Source organism: Paraburkholderia sp. GAS32 (assembly GCF_050434225.1).
In the GTDB taxonomy this organism is placed as follows: Bacteria; Pseudomonadota; Gammaproteobacteria; order Burkholderiales; family Burkholderiaceae; genus Paraburkholderia; species Paraburkholderia madseniana.
In genome coordinates this window covers 1-23220 of record NZ_JBNPVS010000030.1, presented here as the reverse complement: position 1 = coordinate 23220, position 23220 = coordinate 1, and the positions used below count along the sequence as shown (strand labels likewise).

Annotated in this window: 19 protein-coding genes; 2 read left to right on the top strand and 17 right to left on the bottom strand. The window is 61.7% G+C overall.

The genetic code is table 11. The annotated features are described in order from the left end of the window. Positions 1–6 precede the first annotated feature (6 nt). The 14 genes from P3T25_RS30295 to coq7 all read right to left on the bottom strand — a co-directional run bounded on the left by P3T25_RS30295 (position 7) and on the right by coq7 (position 15914). Complete coding sequence (locus tag P3T25_RS30295; protein ID WP_154558151.1) at positions 7–759, bottom strand: cell division protein FtsQ/DivIB; 753 nt, start codon at positions 757–759, stop codon at positions 7–9. 35 nt (positions 760–794) lie between these two features. Beyond that, positions 795–1736, bottom strand: a complete 942-nt coding sequence (locus P3T25_RS30290) for a D-alanine--D-alanine ligase (RefSeq protein ID WP_429360550.1) — start codon at positions 1734–1736, stop codon at positions 795–797. A 5-nt stretch (positions 1737–1741) separates the two neighbouring features. Continuing rightward, entirely contained in the window at positions 1742–3145 is a 1404-nt protein-coding gene (murC, locus tag P3T25_RS30285) for a UDP-N-acetylmuramate--L-alanine ligase (RefSeq protein ID WP_154558152.1), read from the bottom strand. Then, positions 3142–4260, bottom strand: coding sequence for an undecaprenyldiphospho-muramoylpentapeptide beta-N-acetylglucosaminyltransferase (murG, locus tag P3T25_RS30280; RefSeq protein ID WP_429360548.1), 1119 nt, complete (start codon positions 4258–4260; stop codon positions 3142–3144). Before murG ends, murC begins: the two co-directional genes overlap by 4 nt. Further along, positions 4257–5537 carry a putative lipid II flippase FtsW gene (gene ftsW, locus P3T25_RS30275; protein WP_154558154.1) on the bottom strand — a complete coding sequence of 427 codons (1281 nt, stop codon included), beginning with the start codon at positions 5535–5537 and terminating at the stop codon, positions 4257–4259. Before ftsW ends, murG begins: the two co-directional genes overlap by 4 nt. Beyond that, positions 5534–7045 carry a UDP-N-acetylmuramoyl-L-alanine--D-glutamate ligase gene (gene murD, locus P3T25_RS30270; protein WP_171926749.1) on the bottom strand — a complete coding sequence of 504 codons (1512 nt, stop codon included), beginning with the start codon at positions 7043–7045 and terminating at the stop codon, positions 5534–5536. Before murD ends, ftsW begins: the two co-directional genes overlap by 4 nt. Before the next feature lie 23 nt (positions 7046–7068). After that, positions 7069–8238: a phospho-N-acetylmuramoyl-pentapeptide-transferase gene (gene mraY, locus P3T25_RS30265; RefSeq protein ID WP_154558156.1), complete on the bottom strand. Its 1170-nt coding sequence runs from the start codon at positions 8236–8238 to the stop codon at positions 7069–7071. Positions 8239–8255: 17 nt separating this feature from the next. After that, a complete protein-coding gene (locus P3T25_RS30260) occupies positions 8256–9668 on the bottom strand; it encodes a UDP-N-acetylmuramoyl-tripeptide--D-alanyl-D-alanine ligase (RefSeq protein ID WP_171926750.1) in 1413 nt (470 codons plus the stop codon). Continuing rightward, a complete protein-coding gene (locus tag P3T25_RS30255) occupies positions 9665–11212 on the bottom strand; it encodes a UDP-N-acetylmuramoyl-L-alanyl-D-glutamate--2,6-diaminopimelate ligase (protein ID WP_154558157.1) in 1548 nt (515 codons plus the stop codon). The genes P3T25_RS30260 and P3T25_RS30255 overlap by 4 nt, the downstream gene beginning before the upstream one ends. Beyond that, positions 11209–13074, bottom strand: a complete 1866-nt coding sequence (locus P3T25_RS30250; protein WP_429360544.1) for a peptidoglycan D,D-transpeptidase FtsI family protein — start codon at positions 13072–13074, stop codon at positions 11209–11211. The genes P3T25_RS30255 and P3T25_RS30250 overlap by 4 nt, the downstream gene beginning before the upstream one ends. Continuing rightward, entirely contained in the window at positions 13071–13421 is a 351-nt protein-coding gene (ftsL, locus tag P3T25_RS30245) for a cell division protein FtsL (protein WP_115781101.1), read from the bottom strand. Before ftsL ends, P3T25_RS30250 begins: the two co-directional genes overlap by 4 nt. Further along, positions 13418–14371, bottom strand: a complete 954-nt coding sequence (gene rsmH / locus P3T25_RS30240; protein ID WP_154558159.1) for a 16S rRNA (cytosine(1402)-N(4))-methyltransferase RsmH — start codon at positions 14369–14371, stop codon at positions 13418–13420. The genes ftsL and rsmH overlap by 4 nt, the downstream gene beginning before the upstream one ends. A 15-nt stretch (positions 14372–14386) precedes the next feature. Beyond that, positions 14387–14815 (bottom strand): division/cell wall cluster transcriptional repressor MraZ, encoded by a 429-nt coding sequence (gene mraZ / locus P3T25_RS30235; protein ID WP_025647927.1) that lies wholly within the window; start codon positions 14813–14815, stop codon positions 14387–14389. A gap of 466 nt (positions 14816–15281) precedes the next feature. Continuing rightward, positions 15282–15914: a 2-polyprenyl-3-methyl-6-methoxy-1,4-benzoquinone monooxygenase gene (gene coq7 / locus P3T25_RS30230; RefSeq protein ID WP_429360541.1), complete on the bottom strand. Its 633-nt coding sequence runs from the start codon at positions 15912–15914 to the stop codon at positions 15282–15284. 302 nt (positions 15915–16216) lie between these two features. Between coq7 and P3T25_RS30225 the strand changes: the two genes are divergently transcribed. Further along, positions 16217–17401 carry a porin gene (locus P3T25_RS30225; RefSeq protein ID WP_429360539.1) on the top strand — a complete coding sequence of 395 codons (1185 nt, stop codon included), beginning with the start codon at positions 16217–16219 and terminating at the stop codon, positions 17399–17401. A 214-nt stretch (positions 17402–17615) separates the two neighbouring features. Here the strand turns inward: P3T25_RS30225 and P3T25_RS30220 are convergent, their stop codons facing one another. Further along, a complete protein-coding gene (locus tag P3T25_RS30220) occupies positions 17616–19289 on the bottom strand; it encodes a long-chain fatty acid--CoA ligase (protein ID WP_429360537.1) in 1674 nt (557 codons plus the stop codon). A 146-nt stretch (positions 19290–19435) separates the two neighbouring features. Further along, positions 19436–21514: a molybdopterin-containing oxidoreductase family protein gene (locus P3T25_RS30215; protein ID WP_154558163.1), complete on the bottom strand. Its 2079-nt coding sequence runs from the start codon at positions 21512–21514 to the stop codon at positions 19436–19438. 178 nt (positions 21515–21692) lie between these two features. Here P3T25_RS30215 and P3T25_RS30210 point away from each other — a divergent pair, with 178 nt between their 5' ends. Continuing rightward, entirely contained in the window at positions 21693–22889 is a 1197-nt protein-coding gene (locus P3T25_RS30210; RefSeq protein WP_429360534.1) for a M20 aminoacylase family protein, read from the top strand. 93 nt (positions 22890–22982) lie between these two features. On the opposite strand, the gene P3T25_RS30205 is transcribed toward P3T25_RS30210, so the two are convergent. Further along, the coding region (locus P3T25_RS30205; RefSeq protein ID WP_429360532.1) for a hypothetical protein at positions 22983–23220 on the bottom strand (238 nt) is incomplete at its 5' end.

The following is a 23220-nucleotide window of genomic DNA, read 5'->3' as shown; positions in this document are numbered from 1 at the left end:
GTCCGTTTACTTCTTGCCCTTGTCGGGTTCGCTGATGAAGCGCATGCCAGCGGCACGAATCGCGAAACCGTTCGGATAGCGCAAGTCCGCATACTCGATATCCTTTCCCCAACGTTGCGTCACCGCGTTCCACGCCGCGGTCAGGCGCCTGCTCCGATCGAGCAATGTGTCCTGATTGCGTTCGCGTCCAAGTTCCACCTGCATGCCGTTCGACAGCTTCACCGTCCACGCGTAACGCGGCGACAGCGTGACTTCTTCGGGCGTCGCGCCCAACGGCGCAAACCACTTCTTGAAGTCGCTATAACGCGCGACGACTTCCTTGGCCGTACCGTCCGGTCCGTCGAACGCGGGCAGCTCTTCTTCGAGCTCGCCCTGGTTCGCGGTGAACAGTTCGCCGTCCACGCTTACCAGTTGATCGCTGCCCCACGTTCCTAGCGGTTTGTACTCTTCAAGCGTGACAGCCAGTGCGTTCGGCCAAACCCTCCGCACACTCGCGTGGCGCACCCATGGCATCTGCTCGAACGCCTGGCGCGCGACGTCGAGATCCACCGTAAAAAAGTTGCCTTTCAAGCGCCCTACTACACCCGCGCGCACCGTCGGCGAATTGATGTGCTCGGTGTCGCCGTCGATCTGGATTTCGCGTAACGCGAAATTCGGACGCTGGATGAGCCAGTAACCGCCTGCCGCCAGCAGCACGAGCACCAGCAACGCATGCAATGCGTTGGCGGCGAGATTGAGCTGGCGAACGTTGTTCCACATGGAGTTGCTTTCGGGTTGCCCCGGTTAGTCCTTTGTTAATCCTTGAGCGTCAGCGCCAACACGCCGACCACCAGTTCCTGATAGCTGATGCCCACCGCACGCGCCGCTTTCGGCGGCAGCGAGTGATCGGTCATCCCAGGCGCCGTGTTCACTTCGAGGAGGTACGGGTTGCCATCTGCGTCGAGCATGAAATCGGCACGACCCCAATCGGTGCAGCCAAGTACGTCGAACGCGCGGCGCGCCAGCACTTTCAGGCGCGACTCTTCGTCAGCCGCCAGACCGCACGGAATCAGATACTGCGTGTCGTTCGCGATGTACTTCGCGTGGTAGTCGTAAAACTCGCCGGCCGGCACGATGCGGATCACCGGCAGATCCAGATCGCCGGCGATACAGGCCGTAAATTCGCCGCCGCCCTCGATGCTCTTTTCCACCACGACGATCTTGTCGTACTTGACCGCTTCAAGCAGCGCTGCCGGCAATGCGTCGGCGCTTTTCACCTTGATCACCGCGACGCTTGAGCCTTCGCTGGCCGGCTTCACGAACAGCGGCAAGCCAAGCTTCGCGACGATGTCTTTTGCGCGTGCTTCGTAGTCGTCGCCGCGCAGCACGGCCTCGAATGGCGGCGTCGGAATGCCGAGTTGCTGCCACACGAGCTTGGTGCGGAACTTGTCCAGACCCAGCGCCGAGCCGAGCACACCGCTACCGGTGTAACGGATGCCGTAAAAATCCAGCGCACCCTGAATCTGGCCGTTTTCGCCATAACCGCCGTGCAACGCGTTGAACGCGCGCACGAAGCCTTCGTCCTTCAATGCGGCGAGCGGACGCTCGGCCGGATCGAACGGATGGGCGTCGATACCGGCGTCGCGCAGACCTTGCAGCACGAGGCGGCCGGAATTGAGCGACACCTCGCGCTCGGCGGAATCCCCACCGAGCAGCACTGCTACTTTGCCGAACTGTTTAGGGTCGATGCTGCTCATTTCACTCACACCTTCGTTTCTTGCGCCAGGCGACCCGGCACACCGCCGATCGAACCCGCGCCCATCGTGATCACCACATCGCCGTCGCGCACCACTGCTGAGAGCGCGTCCGGCACTTCATCAACCGTATCGACAAACACCGGTTCGACCTTGCCCGCCACGCGCAACGCGCGCGCGAGAGCGCGGCCATCCGCGGCGACGATCGGCGCTTCGCCGGCCGAATAAACTTCGGTCAGCACGAGCGCGTCGACGGTCGACAGCACCTTCACAAAATCTTCGAAGCAATCGCGCGTACGCGTGAAGCGGTGCGGCTGGAAGGCCAGCACCAGACGCCGCCCCGGAAACGCGCCACGCGCCGCCGCAACCGTTGCCGCCATTTCGACCGGGTGATGGCCGTAATCGTCGACCAGCGTGTATGCGCCGGCCGGATTGCCTTCCGATACGACCGGCACTTCGCCGTAGCGCTGGAAGCGTCGGCCCACGCCGTTGAAATCCGCCAGCGCTCGCTGGATATCGGCATCTTTCACTTCAAGTTCAGTCGCAATTGCAATTGCGGCCAAAGCGTTCTGCACGTTGTGCTCGCCCGGCAGGTTCAAGACGATGTCGATCGGCGCCGCGTCTTCGCGCATTGCCGTGAAATGCATCTTGCCGCCGTGCGCTTCGACGTTGACCGCGCGCACCTGTGCGTCCGGCGCAAAGCCGTAACGGATGATCGGCTTCGACACGAACGGCAGGATCTCCTTCACGTTCGGATCGTCGACGCACAGCACCGCGATGCCATAGAACGGCAGGCGGTGCGTGAATTCGATGAACGCCTGCTTGAGCCGCGCGAAGTCGTGGCCGTAGGTGTCCATGTGATCGGCGTCGATGTTCGTGATGACTTCGATCACCGGGAACAGATTCAGGAACGACGCATCCGACTCGTCCGCTTCGGCGACGATGAAATCACCCGTACCCAGACGCGCATTCGCGCCCGCGCTGATCAGGCGACCGCCAATCACGAACGTCGGATCGAGCCCGCCCGCCGCCAGCACGCTCGCCACCAGCGAAGTCGTCGTGGTCTTGCCGTGCGTGCCGGCAATCGCGATGCCCTGCTTCAGGCGCATCAGTTCCGCGAGCATCACCGCGCGCGGCACGATCGGAATGCGGCGATGACGCGCGGCCAGCACTTCCGGGTTGTCGCTGCGCACTGCTGTGGAAACAACCACAGCGTTCGCGCCTTCGATGTTCTCCGCCGCATGGCCGATCGCGATGCGTGCGCCGAGTGCGGCGAGGCGATCGGTGATCGCGTTGCTCGACAAATCCGAGCCGCTCACCTGATAGCCGAGGTTGACCAGCACCTCCGCGATGCCGCTCATGCCGACACCGCCGATGCCGACAAAGTGAATATGTTTGACGATGTGTTTCATTGCTTTCCTTCTGGGCTCGCGCCCGAAATCGAACCCGCCACAGTCGCGCAAATCTGTGCGACCTGTTCCGTGGCGTCGGGTTTCGCGAGCGAGCGCGAACGCTCTGCCATCTCTGCGAGGGTTTCTCGCGTCTGGCTGCGCAACCAGTCGGCGAGCATTTCCGCCGACAGATCGCGTTGCTGCACGACCAGCGCCGCGCCGTTGTCGGCGAGGAACGCTGCATTAGTGGTTTGGTGATCGTCTACTGCAAACGGGAACGGCACGAAGAATGCCGCCACGCCTACTGCTGAAATCTCCGACACGGTCATCGCACCCGAACGGCAGATCACCAGATCCGCATTCGAGTACGCGCTTGTCATGTCGTCGATGAAAGGCACGAGTTCCACATCGGCACCGGCCTGCAGGCCCGCTGCCGCATAGTTCTCGCGCAGTGCTTCAATATGCTTCGCGCCCGCCTGATGCACGATGCGCGGACGTTCATTCGGCGCCAGCAGCGCAACCGCGCGCGGCACCACTTCATTCAACGCCGCCGCGCCCAGACTGCCGCCCACCACCAGTACATTCAACGGACCGCTGCGCGCTGCGTAGCGTGCTTTGGGTGCAATTGCGCCCGCAAGTTCCGCACGAATCGGGTTTCCGGTCCATTCGCCGTGCGGCAATGCATTCGGAAATGCAACCAGCACGCGTTTCGCGACTTTCGCGAGCACCTTGTTGGCGAGACCCGCAATCGAATTCTGTTCATGCAACACCAGCGGACGGCCGCTCAATGCGGTCATCAAACCCGCCGGGAACGTGATGTAACCGCCCATGCCGAGCACGACATCCGGCTTCACGCGACGCAGCACACTCAAACTCTGCGAACAAGCGCGCAGCAGATTCAGCGGCAGCATCAGCTTGGTCTTCAGGCCCTTGCCGCGCAGCCCGCCGAAGCGCACGTATTCCATCGGGATGCCGTGTTTCGGCACCAGCGTGGCTTCCATGCCCGCCGGATTGCCGAGCCATACGACCTTCCAGCCCCACGCCTGCATCAGATGCGCGACCGCGAGCCCCGGGAACACGTGTCCCCCGGTGCCACCGGCCATCACCATCAGCGTGCGTTGCGGGAGAGCCGTCATACCTTCCCTCCGCGCATGAGCACCCGGTTCTCGTAGTCCACACGCATCAATACGGCCACTGCCACGCAGTTCAGCACGATGCCCGAGCCGCCGTAGCTGACGAGCGGCAACGTCAGACCTTTGGTCGGCAGCAGGCCGAGATTCACGCCCATGTTGATAAAAGTCTGCGCGCCGAACCAGATGCCAACGCCCTTCGCGACTAACCCGGCAAACGTCCGGTCAAGTGCGAGCGCCTGACGGCCGATCTCGAACGAACGGCGCACGATCCAGTAAAACATCAGGATCACGACGAGCACTCCGACAAAACCCAGTTCCTCGCCGATCACCGCGAGGATGAAGTCGGTATGTGCTTCCGGCAGGTAGTTGAGCTTCTCGACACTGCCGCCCAAACCCACGCCAAACCATTCGCCACGCCCGAACGCGATCAACGAGTGCGTCAATTGATAAGCCTTGCCTTGCGCGTAACGGTCGTCCCACGGATCGAGGTAAGCAAAGATCCGCTCACGACGCCACGGTGATGCCCATACCAGCAAGCTGAACGTACCGACCGCAGTCGCCACGAGGCCGCCGAACAGCTTGCCGTTCACGCCGCCGAGGAACAACACGCCCATCGCGATCGCAGCGATCACCATGAACGCGCCCATGTCCGGCTCAAGCAGCAGCAACGCGCCGACGAGACCCACTGCAACTGCCATCGGCAGAAAGCCCTTGGCGAAGCTGTGCATGTATTCCTGCTTACGCACCGTATAGTTCGCCGCGTAAATCGTCACGGCCAGCTTCATGATTTCCGACGGCTGCATGTTCGTGATGCCGAGCGGAATCCAGCGACGCGCGCCGTTCACGCCCTTACCGACGTGCGGGATCAGCACGATCACCAGCGCGGCCAGCGAAATCAGGAACAGCTTCGGCGCGTACTTATCCCACGTCGAGATCGGAATGCGGAACGACACGACGCCGATCACCGAGCCCATCACCACGAAAATGATCTGGCGCACGAGGAAGGCATAGTCGCGGTACGACGCGTACTTCGGCGAATCGGGCATCGCGATCGACGCCGAATACACCATCACGACGCCGAGCCCGAGCAACGCGACGACCACCCACAGCAGCGAGTGATCGTAGTCGAGCATCCGCGAGCGCAGCGGACGCACGCCGTTCACGGCGCTCGCGAGACCACTGCCGCCGGTGCGGCCGGAGGTGCGGCCCGTGCTACCCGTATCGCCATTGCCGGCACGGGAGCCGGCCAGGCGCGAACCGAAACGTTCCGACCAGCTCATATCATCGTCCCCCGTTCAGCCGCGATGTCTTCCACCGTGCTGCGGAACACCGCCGCGCGATGGGCGTAACCCTTGAACATGTCAAAGCTCGCGCAAGCCGGCGACAGCAACACGGCGTCCCCGGGTTGCGCCAATGCGGTGGCGGCCCGCGTCGCGTCTTCGAGCGTCGCGTGGTCGGTCATTGCGATGCCGGTGTCTTCCAGCGCGGCGCGGATCTGCGGTGCGTCGCGGCCGATCAGCATCACGGCGCGGCACCAGCGCATCACCGGCTCGGCGAGCGGCTCGAAATCCTGGCCCTTGCCGTCGCCACCGGCGATCAGGACCGCGCGCTGTGCGAGACCGTCGAGCGCGGCAACCGTCGCGCCGACATTGGTGCCCTTGCTGTCGTCGACGTAATCGACGCCTTCGATCGATGCGATCAATTCAACCCGATGCGGCTCGCCACGATATTCGCGCAGACCGTGCAGGAGCGGTGCGCCAGGCAGACCGATCGCGCGCGCCAATGCGTACGCAGCCAATGCGTTGGCGGCGTTGTGCAGGCCGCGGATACGCAATGCATCCGCAGGCATCAGGCGTTTGAGCGCGATGTTCTTCGGTGCCGCCACTTCGTTCTTGCGACGGCGCGTCGGCGCGGGTTCGTCGCTGACGTCGCGATCGTGCGCTTCGACCAGCCAGATCATGCCGTTGTCGCGCAGCAGACCATAGTCGCCGTCGTTCTTCGGCTCGGTCACGCCGAACGTGACCATCGCAACGTCGCCGTCCGAAGGCGCAAGCGCCATCACGCGGGCGTCATCGCGATTCAGCACGCGTACGGTTTGTGTACCGAAGATGCGGCCCTTCGCAGCAGCGTACGCATCCAGGCCGCCGTGCCAGTCCAGGTGATCTTGCGTGATGTTCAAAACGACCGCTGCATCCGGTGTAAACGTGTGTGCGGTTTCCAACTGGAAGCTCGACAGTTCCAGCACCCACACGTCGGGCAACGCGGTGTTGTCGATCGCTTCGCTGAGCTTGTCCAGTGCCGCCGGGCTGATGTTGCCCGCCACCGCGACCTTCTTGCCGGCGCGTTCGCACAAGAGGCCAGTGAGGCTCGTCGTCGTGGTCTTGCCGTTGGTGCCGGTGATCGCGATCACCTTTGGCGCATAGCCGCTTTCGCCAAGCGTCTTCAATGCTTGCGCGAAGAATTCGAGTTCGCCCCACACGGGGATGTCTCGCTCACGCGCAGCAGTGATGAGCGGCAGCAAGTCAGCGGCGAGCGGCGACAACCCCGGGCTGATCGCGACGAGTTCGACGCCTTCGAGCAACGAGAGCGAGAACGGGCCGCCGACGAACTCGGCATCGACGCTGTGCGCTTCCAGCGCGGACAGGTTCGGCGGCACTTCGCGCGTATCGGCCACACGCAGCCGACAGCCGTGCCGCGCGCACCAGCGCGCCATCGCGAGACCGGATTCACCGAGTCCCAGCACGAGCACCATCGGCTTTTGCCGATCCCGAAACTTCTCGCCAAACATCGCCTGCTTCCCCTAAATACGACTTAACGCAACTTGAGCGTGGACAATCCGAACAGACACAACATCAACGTGATGATCCAGAAGCGCACCACCACCTGCGTTTCCTTCCAACCCGACAATTCAAAATGGTGATGCAGCGGCGCCATTTTGAAGAGACGCCGCCCTTCGCCGAAGCGGCGCTTGGTGAACTTGAACCACGTCACCTGCAACATCACGGAAAGCGTCTCCGCGACGAAAATGCCGCCCATGATGAAGAGCACAATTTCCTGACGCACGATCACGGCGACCGTGCCAAGTGCGCCGCCGAGCGCGAGCGCCCCGACGTCGCCCATGAACATCTGCGCCGGGTGCGTGTTGAACCAAAGGAACGCGAGCCCTGCCCCGCCCATCGCCGAACAGAAGATCAGCAATTCACCGGCACCGGGGATATGCGGAAACAGCAGGTACTTCGAATAGACCGAACTACCCATCACATAAGCGAACACACCGAGCGATGCACCGACCAGCACGACCGGCATGATCACGAGGCCGTCGAGACCATCGGTGAGATTGACCGCGTTACTCGCGCCGACGATCACCAGATACGTCAGTACGATGAAGCCCCATACGCCGAGCGGATAGCTGATCGATTTAACGAACGGCAGCATCAGGTCGGCGCGCGCCGGCAAGCCCATCGACAAGCCGCTGCGCACCCACGCCATGAACAGGTCGAACACGCGCACGTTGCTCGCTTCGGACACGCTGAACGCGAGATACACCGCCGCGAACAGGCCGATCACCGACTGCCAGAAATACTTTTCACGCGACGACATCCCGCGCGGGTCCTTGTAGACCACCTTGCGGTAATCGTCGACCCAGCCGATCACGCCGAAACCGAACGTGACGAGAATCACGATCCAGATGAAACGGTTGGTCAGATCGGCCCACAGCAACGTTGCCACGGCGATGCCGAGCAGAATCAACACGCCGCCCATCGTCGGCGTACCGGATTTGACGAGGTGCGTTTGCGGACCGTCTTTACGAACGGCCTGACCGACCTTCATCGCGGTCAGCTTGCGGATCACCGCCGGGCCACAGACGAGCCCGATCAGCAGCGCGGTGATGGTGGCCATCACCGCTCGGAAAGTCAGATAACTGAACACGCGCAAGAAGCTTGCGTCATTCTGCAGCCATTGCGCCAGCGCCAGTAGCATGCTTCGGTCCTTCTATTTCAATGTGCAGCGGGCGTATTGCCCGCTGCGTTGGGTTGTGGACTCGTTACGGCGTCCACCACGCGTTCCATTTGCATGAAGCGCGAGCCTTTCACGAGAAGCGTTGCAGCGGCGCCAAAACCCGCCTGCTGCAATTGCGCGACCAGCGTGCCGACATCGGCCACGTGATGTGCGCCCGTGCCATACGCGGTGCAGGCGTCGCGCGAGGCGTCGCCCATGGCGTACAGGACGTCGATACCGCGTTCTTTGGCGTAGGCACCGATTTCACGGTGAAACGCCGGGCCGTTGTCGCCGACTTCGCCCATGTCGCCCATCACCAGCACGCGCGGTGATTCGCGCGACGCGAGTACGTCGATCGCCGCGCGCATTGAATCGGGGTTCGCGTTGTAGGTGTCGTCGATCACCGTTGCGCCGGCGAGTGTGCCGAGCGCGGCGCGCTTCACCTGCAAACGGCCTTTCACGGCGCCGAACGATTCGAGGCCGCGCTTGATTGCGTCGAGCGACACGCCTGCAGCGAGCGCGGCGGAAGTCGCGGCCAACGCGTTGTGCGCGTTGTGGTTGCCGAGCACTTGCAGCGTGACGTCGACGTGGCCTTCCGGTGTGTCGATGCTCAGAACGTTGCCGGTGAACGTGCCGGTTACGGCGGCTTCGGTCACGCGCTCGGCGGTGTTCAAGGCGAAGTCGATGATGCGGTTGCCGGTTGCGGCGACGCGCCAGATGCTTGCGTAGGCATCATCGGCCGGGAACACGGCGACGCCTTCCGGCGTGAGCGCGTGAATCACGCTGGCGTGTTCGAGCGCAACGGCTTCGACTGTCGCCATGAATTCCTGATGCTCGCGCTGTGCGTTGTTCACCACCGATACCGTCGGCTCGGCGATCTTCGCGAGCAGCGAGGTCTCGCCCGGATGGTTCATGCCGAGTTCGACCACCGCCAGTTGATGCGCGGCGTGCAGACGGAACAGCGTGAGCGGCAAGCCGATATCGTTGTTGAAGTTGCCAGCAGTCGCGAGGCGTGCGTCCGCGCCGACCGCAGCGGCGAAGATCGATGCGATCATTTCCTTGACCGTCGTCTTGCCGTTGCTGCCCGTCACGGCGACGAGCGGCATGCTGAATGTGCGCCGCCAGCCGCGCGCAAGTGCACCGAGCGCGAAACGCGTATCGGCTACGCGCAAAGCGGGCACGTGCCAGTCTTGAGGCGTGCGCGTCACCAATGCCGCCGTGACGTTACGCGACGCGACTTCCGGCAGGAAATCGTGCGCATCGAAACGCTCACCCTTGATCGCGACGAACAGATCGCCCGGACCGACACTGCGGCTATCGGTCGAAACACGTTCGAACGTGACGTTGTCGTCACCCAGCACGGTGGCGCCGGGGATCAGCGCAGCGGCTTCACGCAGCGAGAACATGGTCATTCGCCACCTCCGCGTGCGTGCGTCGCCCGTGCGGCGAGCGCAAGGCGAGCATGGTCCTGATCGGAGAACGCGCGTTTCTTACCCATGATTTCCTGTGTTGCTTCGTGCCCCTTGCCGGCCAGCACGATGACATCTTCGCGCGCGGCGCAGCGGATCGATTGCAGGATCGCACTTGCGCGGTCTTCGATGCGACGGGCCTTCGACGCGTCTTTCATGCCTGCGGCAATCTGCTCGATGATCGACTGCGGATCTTCGCTGCGCGGGTTGTCGCTCGTCACGACGACGCCGTCGGCGAGCTTCTCGGCGATCGCGCCCATCAGCGGACGCTTGGTCGCGTCGCGGTCGCCGCCGCAACCGAACATGCAGATCAGTTCGCCGCCGCGTGCGGCCGCCATCGGGCGCAGTGCTTCCAGGGTCTTTTCCAGCGCGTCCGGCGTGTGCGCGTAATCGATCACGACGAGCGGCTCATCGTTCTGCAAACGGCCGCCGAGACGCTGCATGCGGCCATTTACCGGTTCGAGCTTCGCCAGTTCGGCCAGTGCGGCGTCAAAAGGCACATCAGCGGCAAGCAATGCGCCGAGTACGCCGAGCAGATTACTGACGTTGAAAGCGCCGAGCGTTTGCACTTCGACGTCGGCATTGCCCCAGTCGGATGTGGTCAGGTGAAACGCGGTGCCGATCGCGGTGGCGCGCACGTTCGAGGCGAGCAGCAACGCGTCGGCTTGCGGCGCGTCTTTGAGCGCTTCGTCGAGACCGAAGGCGACCGTGCGAGCATGGCCCTTCGTGCTCGCGAGCAGCCGACGACCTGCAGCGTCGTCACGGTTGATCACCGCGGCGCGCAGTTCCGGCCATGCGAAAAGACGCGCCTTCGCCGTTTCGTACGCTTCGAACGTACCGTGATAGTCGAGGTGGTCCTGTGTGAGATTCGTGAACACGGCGATGTCGAACGCCGTGCCGTTCACGCGGCCTTGATGCAGCGCGTGCGACGACACTTCCATCGCGACTGCTTGAGCGCCGGCATCGCGCAATTGCGCGAGACTGCGTTGCAGTTGCGGCGCGTCGGGCGTCGTGAAACCGGTGTGTACGAGTTGACCCGGCAGACCGGTGCCGAGCGTGCCGATGATCGCACAACGCTTGCCGAGCGCGGTCAAGGCTGCCGAGATCCATTGGCTGCAGGAGGTCTTGCCGTTCGTGCCGGTGATACCGACCGTCAGCATGCCGTCGCTCGGATCGTTATACCAGGCGCTCGCAATCGAACCGGCGAGTTCGTTCAACGCCGGCACGGCCAGTGTAGTGGACGAATCGATCGCACCGCTAAAGCCTTCGGGCTGAACCAGCACGGCTGCCGCGCCACGCTCGATCGCGCCGTCGATGAACGGACGGTTGTCCGCGCCGTCGACCGCATAGGCGAAAAACGCGTCGCCCGCTGCAAGCGAGCGCGTGTCGGCGTGCAGATGCGCGCCTGGCTGCACGCGAGCGTGCAGCCAGTTGAGTGCGTCGGCAATTTGCCGGTGCGCTGGGTGCTTCTTACGCAGCGCGCTCATCGCACAACTCCGGGATGGCTTTTCTCGTTGGCGGAAATCGTCATTTTCTTCGCGCCGGCGCTGGTGGAAAGTTTCTTGACCGTTGCGGGCGAGGGCGGTGCGCCTGGCGCAGCAGGCGCTGAGTCGTCCGACACGACCATCTGTTTGACCGGCATATCCGGCGGCACATTCAGCGAACGCAGCGTGTCGCCGACAATCGACGAGAACACCGGACCGGACACCTGACCGCCGAAGTGGCTGCCCGCCGTCGGTTCGTCGACCGACACGGCGACGACGATGCGCGGATTCGGCATCGGCGCCATGCCGACGAACGAGGCGCGGTACTTGGAGTGGTCGTAGCCGTGAGCACCATGCTTGTACGCAGTGCCGCTCTTGCCGCCGACGCGATAGCCCGGCACGGCCGCATCCGGCGACGTGCCGCCAGGCGCCGTGACGGTTTCAAGCATCGCGCGCACTTCGCGAGCGGTGGTGGGCGCGAAAATTTGCGGCCCCGTGGCCGGCTGATCGCCAGTCGTGCGGAAAATCGACACCGGCATGATCTCGCCGTCATGCGCGATCGCGGTGTAAGCACGACCCAACTGGAACAGCGACACCGACAAGCCGTAACCGTACGACATGGTCGCCTGTTCAATGCGGCGCCAGCTCTTCCACGGACGCAGACGGCCCGCCGCCGCGCCCGGGAAGCCGACCTTCGGCGCCTGGCCGAGACCGATGCTGGTGTACATGTTCCACATCTCTTCGGGCTTGAGCTGCATCGCGATCTTCGTCGCGCCGATGTTGCTCGACTTCTGGATCACGCCGCCTACTGTCAGCACGCCGAACGCGCTGTCGTCGGTAATTGGCGCACCGTCGAGCACAAAGCGGCCCGGCCCCGTATCTACCAGTGTAGTCGGCGTCACGCGGTGCAGATCGAGCGCGAGCGACACCGTGAACGGCTTCATGATCGAACCCGGCTCGAAGGTATCCGTGAGAATGCGGTTGCGCAACTGGTCGCCCGTGAGGTGCGAACGGTCGTTCGGGTTGTACGTCGGGTAGTTAACCAGTGCGAGCACTTCGCCGGTTCGCACGTCGATCACCATCGCTGCGCCAGCCTTCGCCTTGAATTTCTCGACGGCCGCTTTCAGGTTCGTATAAGCGATGTACTGGATCTTGCTGTCGATCGAGAGATCGACGTCCTGGCCGTTATGCGGCACGACCTGTTCGTCCACGTCCTCGATGATGTGGCCCATGCGGTCCTTAATGACGCGGCGGCTGCCCGACATGCCGGCCAGCAACTTCTGATCGCCGAGTTCGACGCCTTCCTGGCCCTCGTCTTCCACATTGGTGAAGCCGATCAGGTGAGCCGTGATCTCGCCTTCCGGATAAAAGCGCTTGTACTCGTCGCGTGCGTAAATGCCGGGGATGTCCAGCTCGGTGACTTTCTCGGCGACGTCGACCGGCACCTGCCGCTTCACGTAGACGAAGTTCTTGTCCTCGGACAGCTTGGCGCGCAACTCCTTGTTCGTCATGCCGAGCAGCTTGCCGAGCTGATTCAGCTTGTCGGCCCCGAGGTCGTCCGGCACCGAATCGGGAATTGCCCAGATCGCGCGCACCGGCAGACTCGTGGCGAGCACGAGGCCGTTGCGGTCGAGAATCTTGCCGCGCGTGGCCGGCAGTTCGAGCCGGCGCTGATAGCGGATTTCACCCTGCTTCTGATAGAAGGCGTTGCCCGGCCCCTGAATCCAGAAGGCGCGCGCGGTCAGCGCGACAAACGCCATGAACAGCATGAACACGACGAGTTTCGAGCGCCACATGGGCAGGCGCACCGACAGGATCGGGTTCGCCGAAAAGGCGACGCTTTTGCGAGTCGACGATTTTTTCATCGCACGCCTCCGCGACGGCTCGCGACCGGCGCCGACGCCGGGCCGGAAGTCGGGATCGGTGCGTCCTCAGCCTTGGCGGCGCCCGGATCGAGCGTCAGGTACTGGGTGCGCCCGGTCGTGACTGATTGCATCTTCAGGGAATCAGTGGCGATCTGCTCGATGCGCGACGTCTTCGACAACGCGCTCTGCTGATATTGAAGCTGCGAATAATCCTGCTGCAACTGACGCTCCTGCGATTGCGCACGCTGCAACTGGATAAAGATCTGACGCTGCTGATTGGTGGCGTTGACGACAGACAAAGCGCAGCCCATCACGATCATCAGCAGGAAGATATTGAGGCGGCTCATGGCGCGATCCGCTCCGCCACACGCATCACGGCAGAACGGGCGCGCGGATTCGCGGCGACTTCAGCGTCACTGGCGAACACGCGGCCGATGATTTTGAGCGGAGGGCTCGGCAGATCGACCGCACGAATCGGCAGACGGCGATCCACCGCAGGCGTACTGGCGTGCGCCTGCATGAATCGTTTGACGATCCGGTCCTCGAGCGAATGAAAGCTGATGACCACCAGCCGCCCCCCTTGCTCCAACAGCGACAACGCTGCTTCTAAAACGACTTGCAGCTCCGCAAGCTCTTGATTGATGTGAATCCGTATAGCTTGAAAGGTGCGGGTTGCCGGATCCTTGCCCTTCTCACGGGTTTTGACGACGTTAGCCACGATTTGGGCAAGCTCGCCCGTGCTGACGAGAGGCCCAAGACGGTCGGACTCTGCCCGGCGAGCAACAAGCGCCTTTGCAATCTGAAAAGCAAACCGTTCTTCCCCATAATCTCGTATCACCTCCGTCAGTTCCTGCACCGTGGCCCGCGCCAGCCAGTCAGCAGCTGACTCGCCGCGCGTCGGGTCCATCCGCATGTCGAGCGGGCCGTCGGCGCGGAAACTGAAACCCCGCTCCGGGTCGTCGACTTGCGGCGACGACACACCCAGATCCAGCAAAACACCCGACACCCGCCCTACCCCGCGCTCCGCAATCGCGTCACGCAGTGAAGCAAAACTCTCGTGCACGATGCCAAAGCGCGGATCGGCAATCTGCTGAGCCGTGGCAATGGCGAGCGGGTCTTTGTCGAACGCGATCAGGCGTCCGGCTTCACCCAGCTTCTCCAGCACCAGGCGGCTATGACCGCCGCGCCCAAACGTACCGTCCACATAAACGCCGTCCGCGCGCGTGACCAGCGCTTCAACCGCCTCTTCCAGCAGCACCGTGCGATGCTGCAATTCGTTTCCCATCGCAGGTGCCATATATGTAGTCCGCGATCAGAACGTGAAATTCTTTAACGCTTCGGGCATGCCCTCAGCGATCGCTGCCTGTTCCTTTGCTGCGTAAATTTGTGCGTCCCACAATTCAAAGTGACGACCCATGCCGAGCAGGTTCACTTCCTTTTCCAGCGAGCCGGCCGCGCGCAATTCCGGCGACACGAGCACGCGGCCCGCGCCGTCCATATCGACGTCCATGGCATTGCCGAGAAAAATGCGCTTCCACCAGGCCGCATTCATAGGCAGCTTGTCGACCTTGTCGCGGAAGATCTCCCACTCCGGGCGCGGAAAGAGCAACAGGCAGCCGTCCGGGTGCTTGGTGATCGTCACCCGGCCCTCTGCCTGTGTTTGCAGCGCATCCCGATAGCGAGAGGGAATCGACATCCGCCCTTTCGCATCGAGCGTCAGCGCCGACGCCCCTTGGAACACTTCGCTCTCCCGTGTCGACCAGAGTTAGCGCTTTAGCGCTTTACTCTGGTCCCATGCAACCTAGTTGCGGTCGGCGTTTTTTTCGCCGGCTGTCCGATTCGTGAAAATCTACCCGAAACCGCCTGTGAGATCACACAAAAATACACTTTCTCACACTGTCTCCCACTTTAGAGTAACGCTAAACAGGGGTCAAGGGAGATACGCGCTTTTCGAGCGAATTTTGTTTGTTAGAACAAGGACTTAGCGTGACTCCTTCACGTCAGACATAAAACGGAAAACCGTTATAAATGAATGAGCTAGTGAATCTTGTGAAGGTGATACGTGAAAAGTGCGAGGGAAAGGCGCGGAATGTAAGAGATCGTGAAGCGGGATCGGGAGGTGTTTGCTGGCGTTCCGGGTATTTCAAGCGGACGGCGCGCGAGGCGCCATCCCACTCTCAGGCGGTGCGTGAGCAGCGGTCTCGAACTTATATGTAGTAGGCGGTGCGTGTCATGACTTTCGATACCGCTCGCATCAGCGCTCGCGCAGGGAACGGTAGCTCGACGCCGCCCGCGTCCATGGCGGATTTGCCGTGCTCCGCTTCATCTACGCGCATCTGTTCGACGATCGCGCGCGACTCGCGGTCGGCCTCGGGCAACTGATCCAGATGACTATCCAGATGCTGCTCGACCTGGCGCTCGGTTTCGGCCATGAAGCCGAGACTCACCCGATCACCCAGGCGGCCTGCCGCGAGGCCGATTGTCAGCGCACCTGTATACCAGAGCGGGTTCAACAGACTTGGACGCGAATCGAGCGCCTCGAGGCGTTTGGCGGTCCACGCCAGATGATCCTCTTCTTCTGTGGCAGCGTGATTAAACACAGCTCGCAAAGACGGCGACCTGGTAGCAAGTTTTTGAGCCTGATAAAGCGCTTGGGCGCACACCTCACCGACGTGGTTCACACGCATCAGACCGGCCGCATGCGCGCGTTCCGCCGGGGAGAGCTCGGCAGGCTCCGCCGCCGATTCTTGCGGAATCGGCAATGGACGACTCATCCGCGACACGCCGGTTATTGAGCGTAAACCCCTATCAAACTCGCTAATCAACTCGTCCAGAAACATTCAGCACTCCCTGATTCGACAACCGCCCCGCCGCGCCGACAGGTCCCCGCGACAAGACTTTGCGGGGTAAACCCGGCGTCGCGAAGGCCTTGAATTCAAACGATTCCGACGGCCAATTTCAGATTTTAGACCATGTTGCGTAAACGAAACAGGACCGGTCCCGGCCGTCTCCTTTTTCTTTGTGCCATGTAGGCCTTTTGTTACATTACGTGCAACTTCTCGCGAAGTTGGACAAGCAAGGCCTCAACGCTAGACAAATATTCGCCTTGTACAAAAGATTCGTAATCCTTGGAGATCATTCGATGAAAAAGTCGCTTCTCGCTCTCGCAGCACTGGGCGCATTCGCAGGCGTCGCTCATGCTCAGAGCAGCGTGACCCTGTACGGTATTATTGATGAAGGCTTCAACATGACCACCAACGTCAAGACGGCGTCGGGTGGCCGGCATCTGTACAACCTGTCCAGCGGCGTTCTGCAAGGTTCGCGTTTCGGCCTGCGCGGCACGGAAGATCTGGGCGGCGGTCTGAAGGCAATCTTCGTGTTGGAAAACGGCTTTGACGTGAACACCGGCAAGCTGAATCAAGGCGGCCTGATGTTCGGTCGTCAAGCTTACGTCGGTCTGTCGACGAGCCAGTTCGGCACGGTTACGCTGGGTCGTCAGTACGACTCCGTGGTTGACTATGTCGGTCCGCTGGAAGCGGGCGATCAATGGGGTGGCTCCATCGCAGCTCACCCGAGCGACCTCGACAACTTCAACAACTCGTTCCGCACCAACAACACGGTCAAGTACACGAGCGCAAACTACGGCGGCCTGACGTTCGGCGGCACGTACAGCTTCGGCGGTCAAGCCGGCAATTTCTCGCAGAACCAGATCTGGTCGTTGGGCGCTGGCTACAACAACGGTCCTCTCGTTCTCGGCGTTGGTTACTTGAACGCACGCACCCCGGCAAATGCGGGCGGCCTGTTCAACACGCCCTCCGCACCGACAGCGGCAAACTTGGCTGTGACGTCGGGCGTGTACACCGGCTTCGCGTCGGCTAACACGTACCAGGTCATTGGTGCAGGCGGCGCATACACGTTCGGCGCAGCAACGATCGGCGCGACGTACTCGAATATCCGCTTCGGGAACCTGGGCGCTACGTACACATCGCCGTTCAAGGGTCAATCGGCTACATTCAACAACGCAGAAATCAACTTCAAGTATCAGTTGACCCCCGCGTTGCTGGTCGGTGCAGCATATGACTACACCCGCGGCGCGGAAATCGAAGGTCAATCGCGCGCTCAGTACCACCAAGGCGCAATTGGCGTGGATTACTTCCTGTCCAAGCGTACCGACGTGTACGTGACGGGTGTGTACCAGCACGCTTTGGGCGAGACGCTGAACACTGCAGGTGGCCTGACTCCTGCAACTGCATCCATCGCCAGCATCACCCCGTCGGCGAACCAGAACCAGTTCACGGCTCGCATCGGTATCCGCCACAAGTTCTAATAAGTCGTAATAAAGCAGTTTGCCTCAAAGGCGCCTTCGGGCGCCTTTTTTTATGGCCACAGCCGTGCACTGTCGGCTGGTTTGCGTGGAGACGATGACTCAACGACAAAGGCCCGGCAGACTTTCGTCTGCCGGGCCTTTGTCTTTCTTCTCCGCAATGCGTTGCTTGGTGCCGGCTCTATTCAGGCCGATGGGCTACATGCGCTTACTGCGCTTAAGCCCGGCCATCACGCAATTCGCGACGCAGAATCTTGCCAACATTGCTCTTAGGCAACTCTGTACGGAATTCGACGATCTTCGGCCGCTTGTAGCCCGTCAATTGCTGTTTGCAATACGCGAAGATGTCCGCATCGGTGAGCGCCTGGTCCTTCTTCACGACAAACAGCTTCACCGCTTCGCCTGAATGCTGATCCGGCACACCGACCGCGGCGACTTCGAACACGCCCGGCAGCTTGGCAACCACGTCCTCAATCTCGTTCGGATAGACGTTGAAGCCGGAGACCAGAATCATGTCCTTCTTCCGATCGACGATCTTGACGAAGCCATTTTCGTTCATCAAGCCGACATCGCCCGATTTGAAGAAGCCATCCGGCGTCATGACCTTGGCCGTTTCGTCCGGACGGTTCCAGTAGCCCGCCATCACCTGCGGCCCGCGGATGCAGATTTCCCCCGGTTGGCCCAGCGGTACCTCGTTGCCTTCGTCGTCGCGAATCGAGATTTCCGTCGACGGCAGCGGCAAACCGATCGTGCCGCTATATTCCGTGACGGTGACCGGATTGCAGGTGACGCACGGCGAGGTCTCTGACAGACCGTAGCCCTCGATGATCGGCGTGTGCGTATGCTCGAACCAGCGCTTGGCGACAGCTTCCTGCACTGCCATACCACCGCCATTTGCTGCGATCAGCTTCGAAAAATCCAGTTTGTGGAAGTCCGGGCTGTTCAACATCGCGTTGTACAGCGTGTTGACGGCGGGAATCGTCGTGATCGGATAGCCTTCGAGCGCCTTGATCATGCCGGGGATATCGCGCGGATTCGGAATCAGCACGCCGAGGCCGCCAGTACGGATCGTCAACAGCCCGCAGACCGTCAGCGCAAAGACGTGATAAAGCGGCAAGGCAACAACCGTGACGAACTGGTCGATGTCCTTGCGGTTCGCGCGAACCGGATCGAGCCAGATTTCCGACTGCAACACGTTGGCGATCAGGTTCCGATGCAGGAGCGTCGCGCCCTTGGCCACGCCGGTCGTGCCGCCTGTGTACTGTAGAAACGCGACGTCGTCTGGACCTTGCTGGACCGGCTTAAAACTCTGGCGACCGCCTTCGGCGATCGCCGTGTTGAATTTGACGTGGCCCGGTAGACTCCACGCCGGTACCATTTTCTTCACGCGCCGCACGACAAAGTTCACCAGCGCGCCCTTCACGCCCATCAGATCGCCCATTGCGGCGACGACGACGTGCTTGATCGACGTATTGCGCACGATCGCCTGCAGCGTGACAGCGAAGTTTTCGAGCAGGATGATCGCTTCCGCGCCGCTATCCTTGAGCTGATGCTCGAGCTCCCGCGGGGTGTAGAGCGGGTTCACATTCACCACAACGTAGCCCGCGCGCAAGATCGCCGCAATCGCGACAGGATATTGCAGCACGTTCGGCATCATGATCGCGATGCGCGCGCCGCGGGCAAGACCCTTCGACTGAAACCACGCGGCCAGCTTGCGCGAGAGCTCGTCGAGCTCGCCGTAGCTGATCTCCTTGCCCATGCAGACAAACGCCGGTTTGGCGCGGTGGTCGCGGAAGGCTTCTTCGAGCAGTTCGGCGACGGACGAATAGCGAGTCGGGTCAATCTCTGCGGGAACGCCGGGTGGATAAGATTTCAGCCAGATTTTGTCCATGCAGCGTCTCCTCCTTTATTTTCGAATGGTCGTGCTAAAAACGCATCGTAGCATGGGCTTCCCTGTGTTATTCGTGAAAAGCGGCCAGGTTAGACTGCAACCTCGAACCCGTTAAGAGCCGTTGCAGCGGGATTTTTGAACGTGTTTCAGGCGCGTTCGACTTCGACGAGGCAGTCGTAGAACGTGGCTGATCCACCCAGATCGGTGAGCGCCTGGCTGGTGACCTGATTGGCGTTGCAGCCGTCAGGCGCGAGCTTCTTCCACCAGATTGACAGGCCGACCACGAGCCCTTTACGTGTCTTGTCGGTGACACGGGCGCGCGCCTGCATCGCGCCACGATCGTTGAATATGCGCACCAGGTCACCGTCGGCGATGTTTCGCTGCTGCGCGTCGGCCGGGTGGATGTCCAGGTGCGGCTCGCCTTCTGTCGAGCGCAGGCTTTCGATGTTCACGAAGGTGCTGTTCAGGAAGTTACGGGCAGGCGGCGAGATCATCGCAAGCGGGTAACGAGCGGCGAGTTCAGGCGCACCGTCTTCGGATTCGTAAGGCGGCAGGTAGTCGGGCAACGGATCGAGCCCTTGCAGCGCGAGGCGCTCGCTGAAGAACTCGCATTTGCCGGACGGCGTGCGAAAGCCGCCCTCTGCGAATGGCGCGTCAGGCAGATTCAGTGCGGCCCAGCCGGTTTTCTTTAGCGAGTCCCAGTTCACGCCTTCCAGCGTTTTGTCGTTCCAGCGGAAAGCAGACTGCGCGATAGCGTCGTCACTCTCGTAAAGCGCCGGTTCCTGCAGGCCCATGTGGCGCGCCAGGCCGCGAAAGATTTCCGTGTTCGGGCGTGCATCGCCGACCGGCGCGATCGCCGGCAAGTTGGCCATCACGTGCGTGTGTCCGTACGACTTGTGCACGTCGAGATGCTCCAACTGCGTCGTGGCAGGCAAAAGCAGATCGGCGTAGTCCGCGGTGTCGGTCTGAAAGTGCTCGAGGACGATCGTGAACAGGTCTTCGCGTGCAAAACCTGCGGCGACCCGTTCCGAGTCCGGCGCGACCGCCACCGGATTCGAGTTGTAGACGATGATCGCCTCGACTTTCGGGCCGAACGTGGCATCGCCCGGATGCAGCAACGCGTCGCCGATTGCGTTCATATTGATGACGCGCGAAGTCTTGGCGGGCCAGCCCGGCATCAGGTCCGGCCGCTGCAACGCGTGCGAGTCCACTGGCGCCCATCCGCCCGAAGACAGCAACACACCACCCGCTCGCTCGCGCCATGCACCCGTCAGCGAAGGCAGGCAGGCGATTGCGCGCACAGCGTTACCGCCGCCACGCACCCGCTGCAGGCCATAGTTCATCCGGATTGCGGCCTTTTTCGTGCTGCCGTAAAGGCGCGCAAGATTGACGATCACCTGCTCGTCGACACCGCAGATTTGAGCAGCACGTGACGGCGGATAACTGAGCGCGCGGACCTTCAGTTCAGCAAAGCCCAAGGTATGAGCCGCGATGTAGGCGTGATCGAGAAGATTTTCCGTGATCAACACGTTGATCATGCCGAGCGCCAAAGCGCCATCAGTTCCGGGTTTCAGCGCAATGTGCTGGTGGCATTTTTCCGCCGTCAGCGATCGATACGGATCGATCGCGATCAGCCTTGCGCCGCGACGCTTGGCTTCCTGGGCGCGTGTCCAGAAGTGCAGGTTCGAAGCGATGGGGTTCGAGCCCCAGATCAGGATGACCTCGCTTTCGCCGAAAAACTCGGTGAGCATGCCAATGCCGGCGCCGTAGGTGTATTTCAACCCCGCCGCACCGGCGGCTGCACAAATCGTGCGGTCTAACTGCGATGCGCCGAGTTTGTGAAAGAACCGTTGCGCAATGCTGTCGCCTTGGACCAGACCCATCGTACCAGCGTAGCTGTAGGGCATGATGGCTTCGGGCGCACGGCTCGCGATCTCCGACAGGCGCGTTGCCGCGAACTCAAGCGCCTCATCCCAACTGATCGGCTCAAAACGGCCTTCGCCTTTGCGGCCGACGCGCTTCATCGGTGTCGTCAACCGATGCGGATGGTGCACCCGCTCGGCATAGCGGCTGACCTTGGTACATAGCGCGCCTTGGGTCGGCGGATGATCGGGATCGCCAACGACCTTGATCGCCCGTCCGCCTTCGACGGTCACGCGCATCGCGCAGGTATCAGGGCAATCGTGCGGGCACACCGCGCGGGCGAATTCAGTCGGAGCATTCATCGGCGATCCGTCCAGGAGAGCGTTAAGCGGCGGGGCAATCCCGAATTTTATTACGTCCTTTGCCCGTTGACCCGTATGGTGCCGCCAAAAACGCCTTCGGCGTAGAATCGGTTATCAACGTGCCCGGGCAATATGGCCCCGAGCGATTCCACGCAAAGCAAAGCACAAGCGCACCATCATGAAACTGATCCCAGAAATCCAGGCCGCCCACGGCGAAATTCAAACCCTTCGACGAACCATTCATGCCCACCCCGAGCTGCGTTACGAAGAAACAGCAACTGCGGATCTGGTTGCCCGGACACTTGAGTCTTGGGGCATCGAAACTCATCGCGGATTGGGAAAAACGGGCGTAGTCGGCGTACTGAAGCGCGGTAACGGATCGCGCTCGATCGGACTGCGCGCCGACATGGACGCGCTGCCGATTCAGGAGCTAAACAGCTTCGACCATCGCTCGCAGAACGACGGCAAAATGCACGCGTGCGGCCATGACGGACATACCGCGATGCTGCTCGGCGCGGCACGGCATCTGGTCAAGCATGGAGAATTTGACGGCACGATCGTATTCATCTTTCAGCCAGCAGAAGAAGGCGGCGCCGGCGCACAGGCAATGATCGACGATGGCCTTTTCACGAAGTTTCCGGTCGATGCGGTCTTCGGCATTCACAACTGGCCGGGCATGCCGTCAGGCCACTTCGGCGTGACCGAAGGCCCGATCATGGCGTCCAGCAACGAATTTCGCATTGAAATCAAGGGCGTGGGTTCACACGCGGCACTGCCGCACAACGGACGCGACCCCGTGTTCACCGCGGTTCAGATTGCGAGCGGGCTGCAGAGCATCATCACGCGAAACAAGAAACCGCTCGATACCGCCGTATTGTCGATCACCCAGATTCACGCCGGCGACGCCCTCAATGTCGTCCCGGACGATGCGTGGATCGCAGGGACCGTGCGGACGTTTACCACCGAAACGCTCGATCTGATCGAAACACGCATGCGCAAGATCGCCCAGAGCACGGCAGAGGCTTACGATTGCTCGGTCGATATCCACTTCCATCGAAACTACCCGCCGACCATCAACAGTAGCGAAGAGACCCGCTTCGCGGCGGCGGTCATGAAGGAAATTGTCGGCGTGGAAAATGTCGATGACGCGGTCGAACCGACGATGGGCGCCGAGGATTTTTCATTCATGCTGCTGGCGAAGCCGGGCTGTTACGCATTTCTCGGTAACGGCGACGGTGGGCACCGGGACTCAGGACATGGTGCCGGGCCTTGCATGCTGCATAACGCGAGCTATGACTTCAACGACGAGCTATTGCCAATCGGCGCGACGTATTGGGTTCGGCTGGCGCAGCGATTTCTGGCACAAGAGAAATAAAGCGGCTGAATGGATCTGGGAGACGGCTTGTGATTCCGCCGTCGCTGCCACTGTGCGTATGTCGACGCGCGGCGCTACTGATGTCGGACGTGCTTATCTGGAGCTGACGCGGTACGCGAACGCGCTGCGGATCGGGAAGGAGTGAGACCAGAAGAGCCGGAGCGCTTCGAGGGTCTGACGGCGGCGATGTTTTCTGCGCCTGTTTTTGCCGGGTAAACGCAGAAACCCCACCTTTTCGGGGTGGGGTTTCTGGTCTTGCAGGGGAGCCTGACGATTACCTACTTTCACACGGGAATCCGCACTATCATCGGCGTGGAGTCGTTTCACGGTC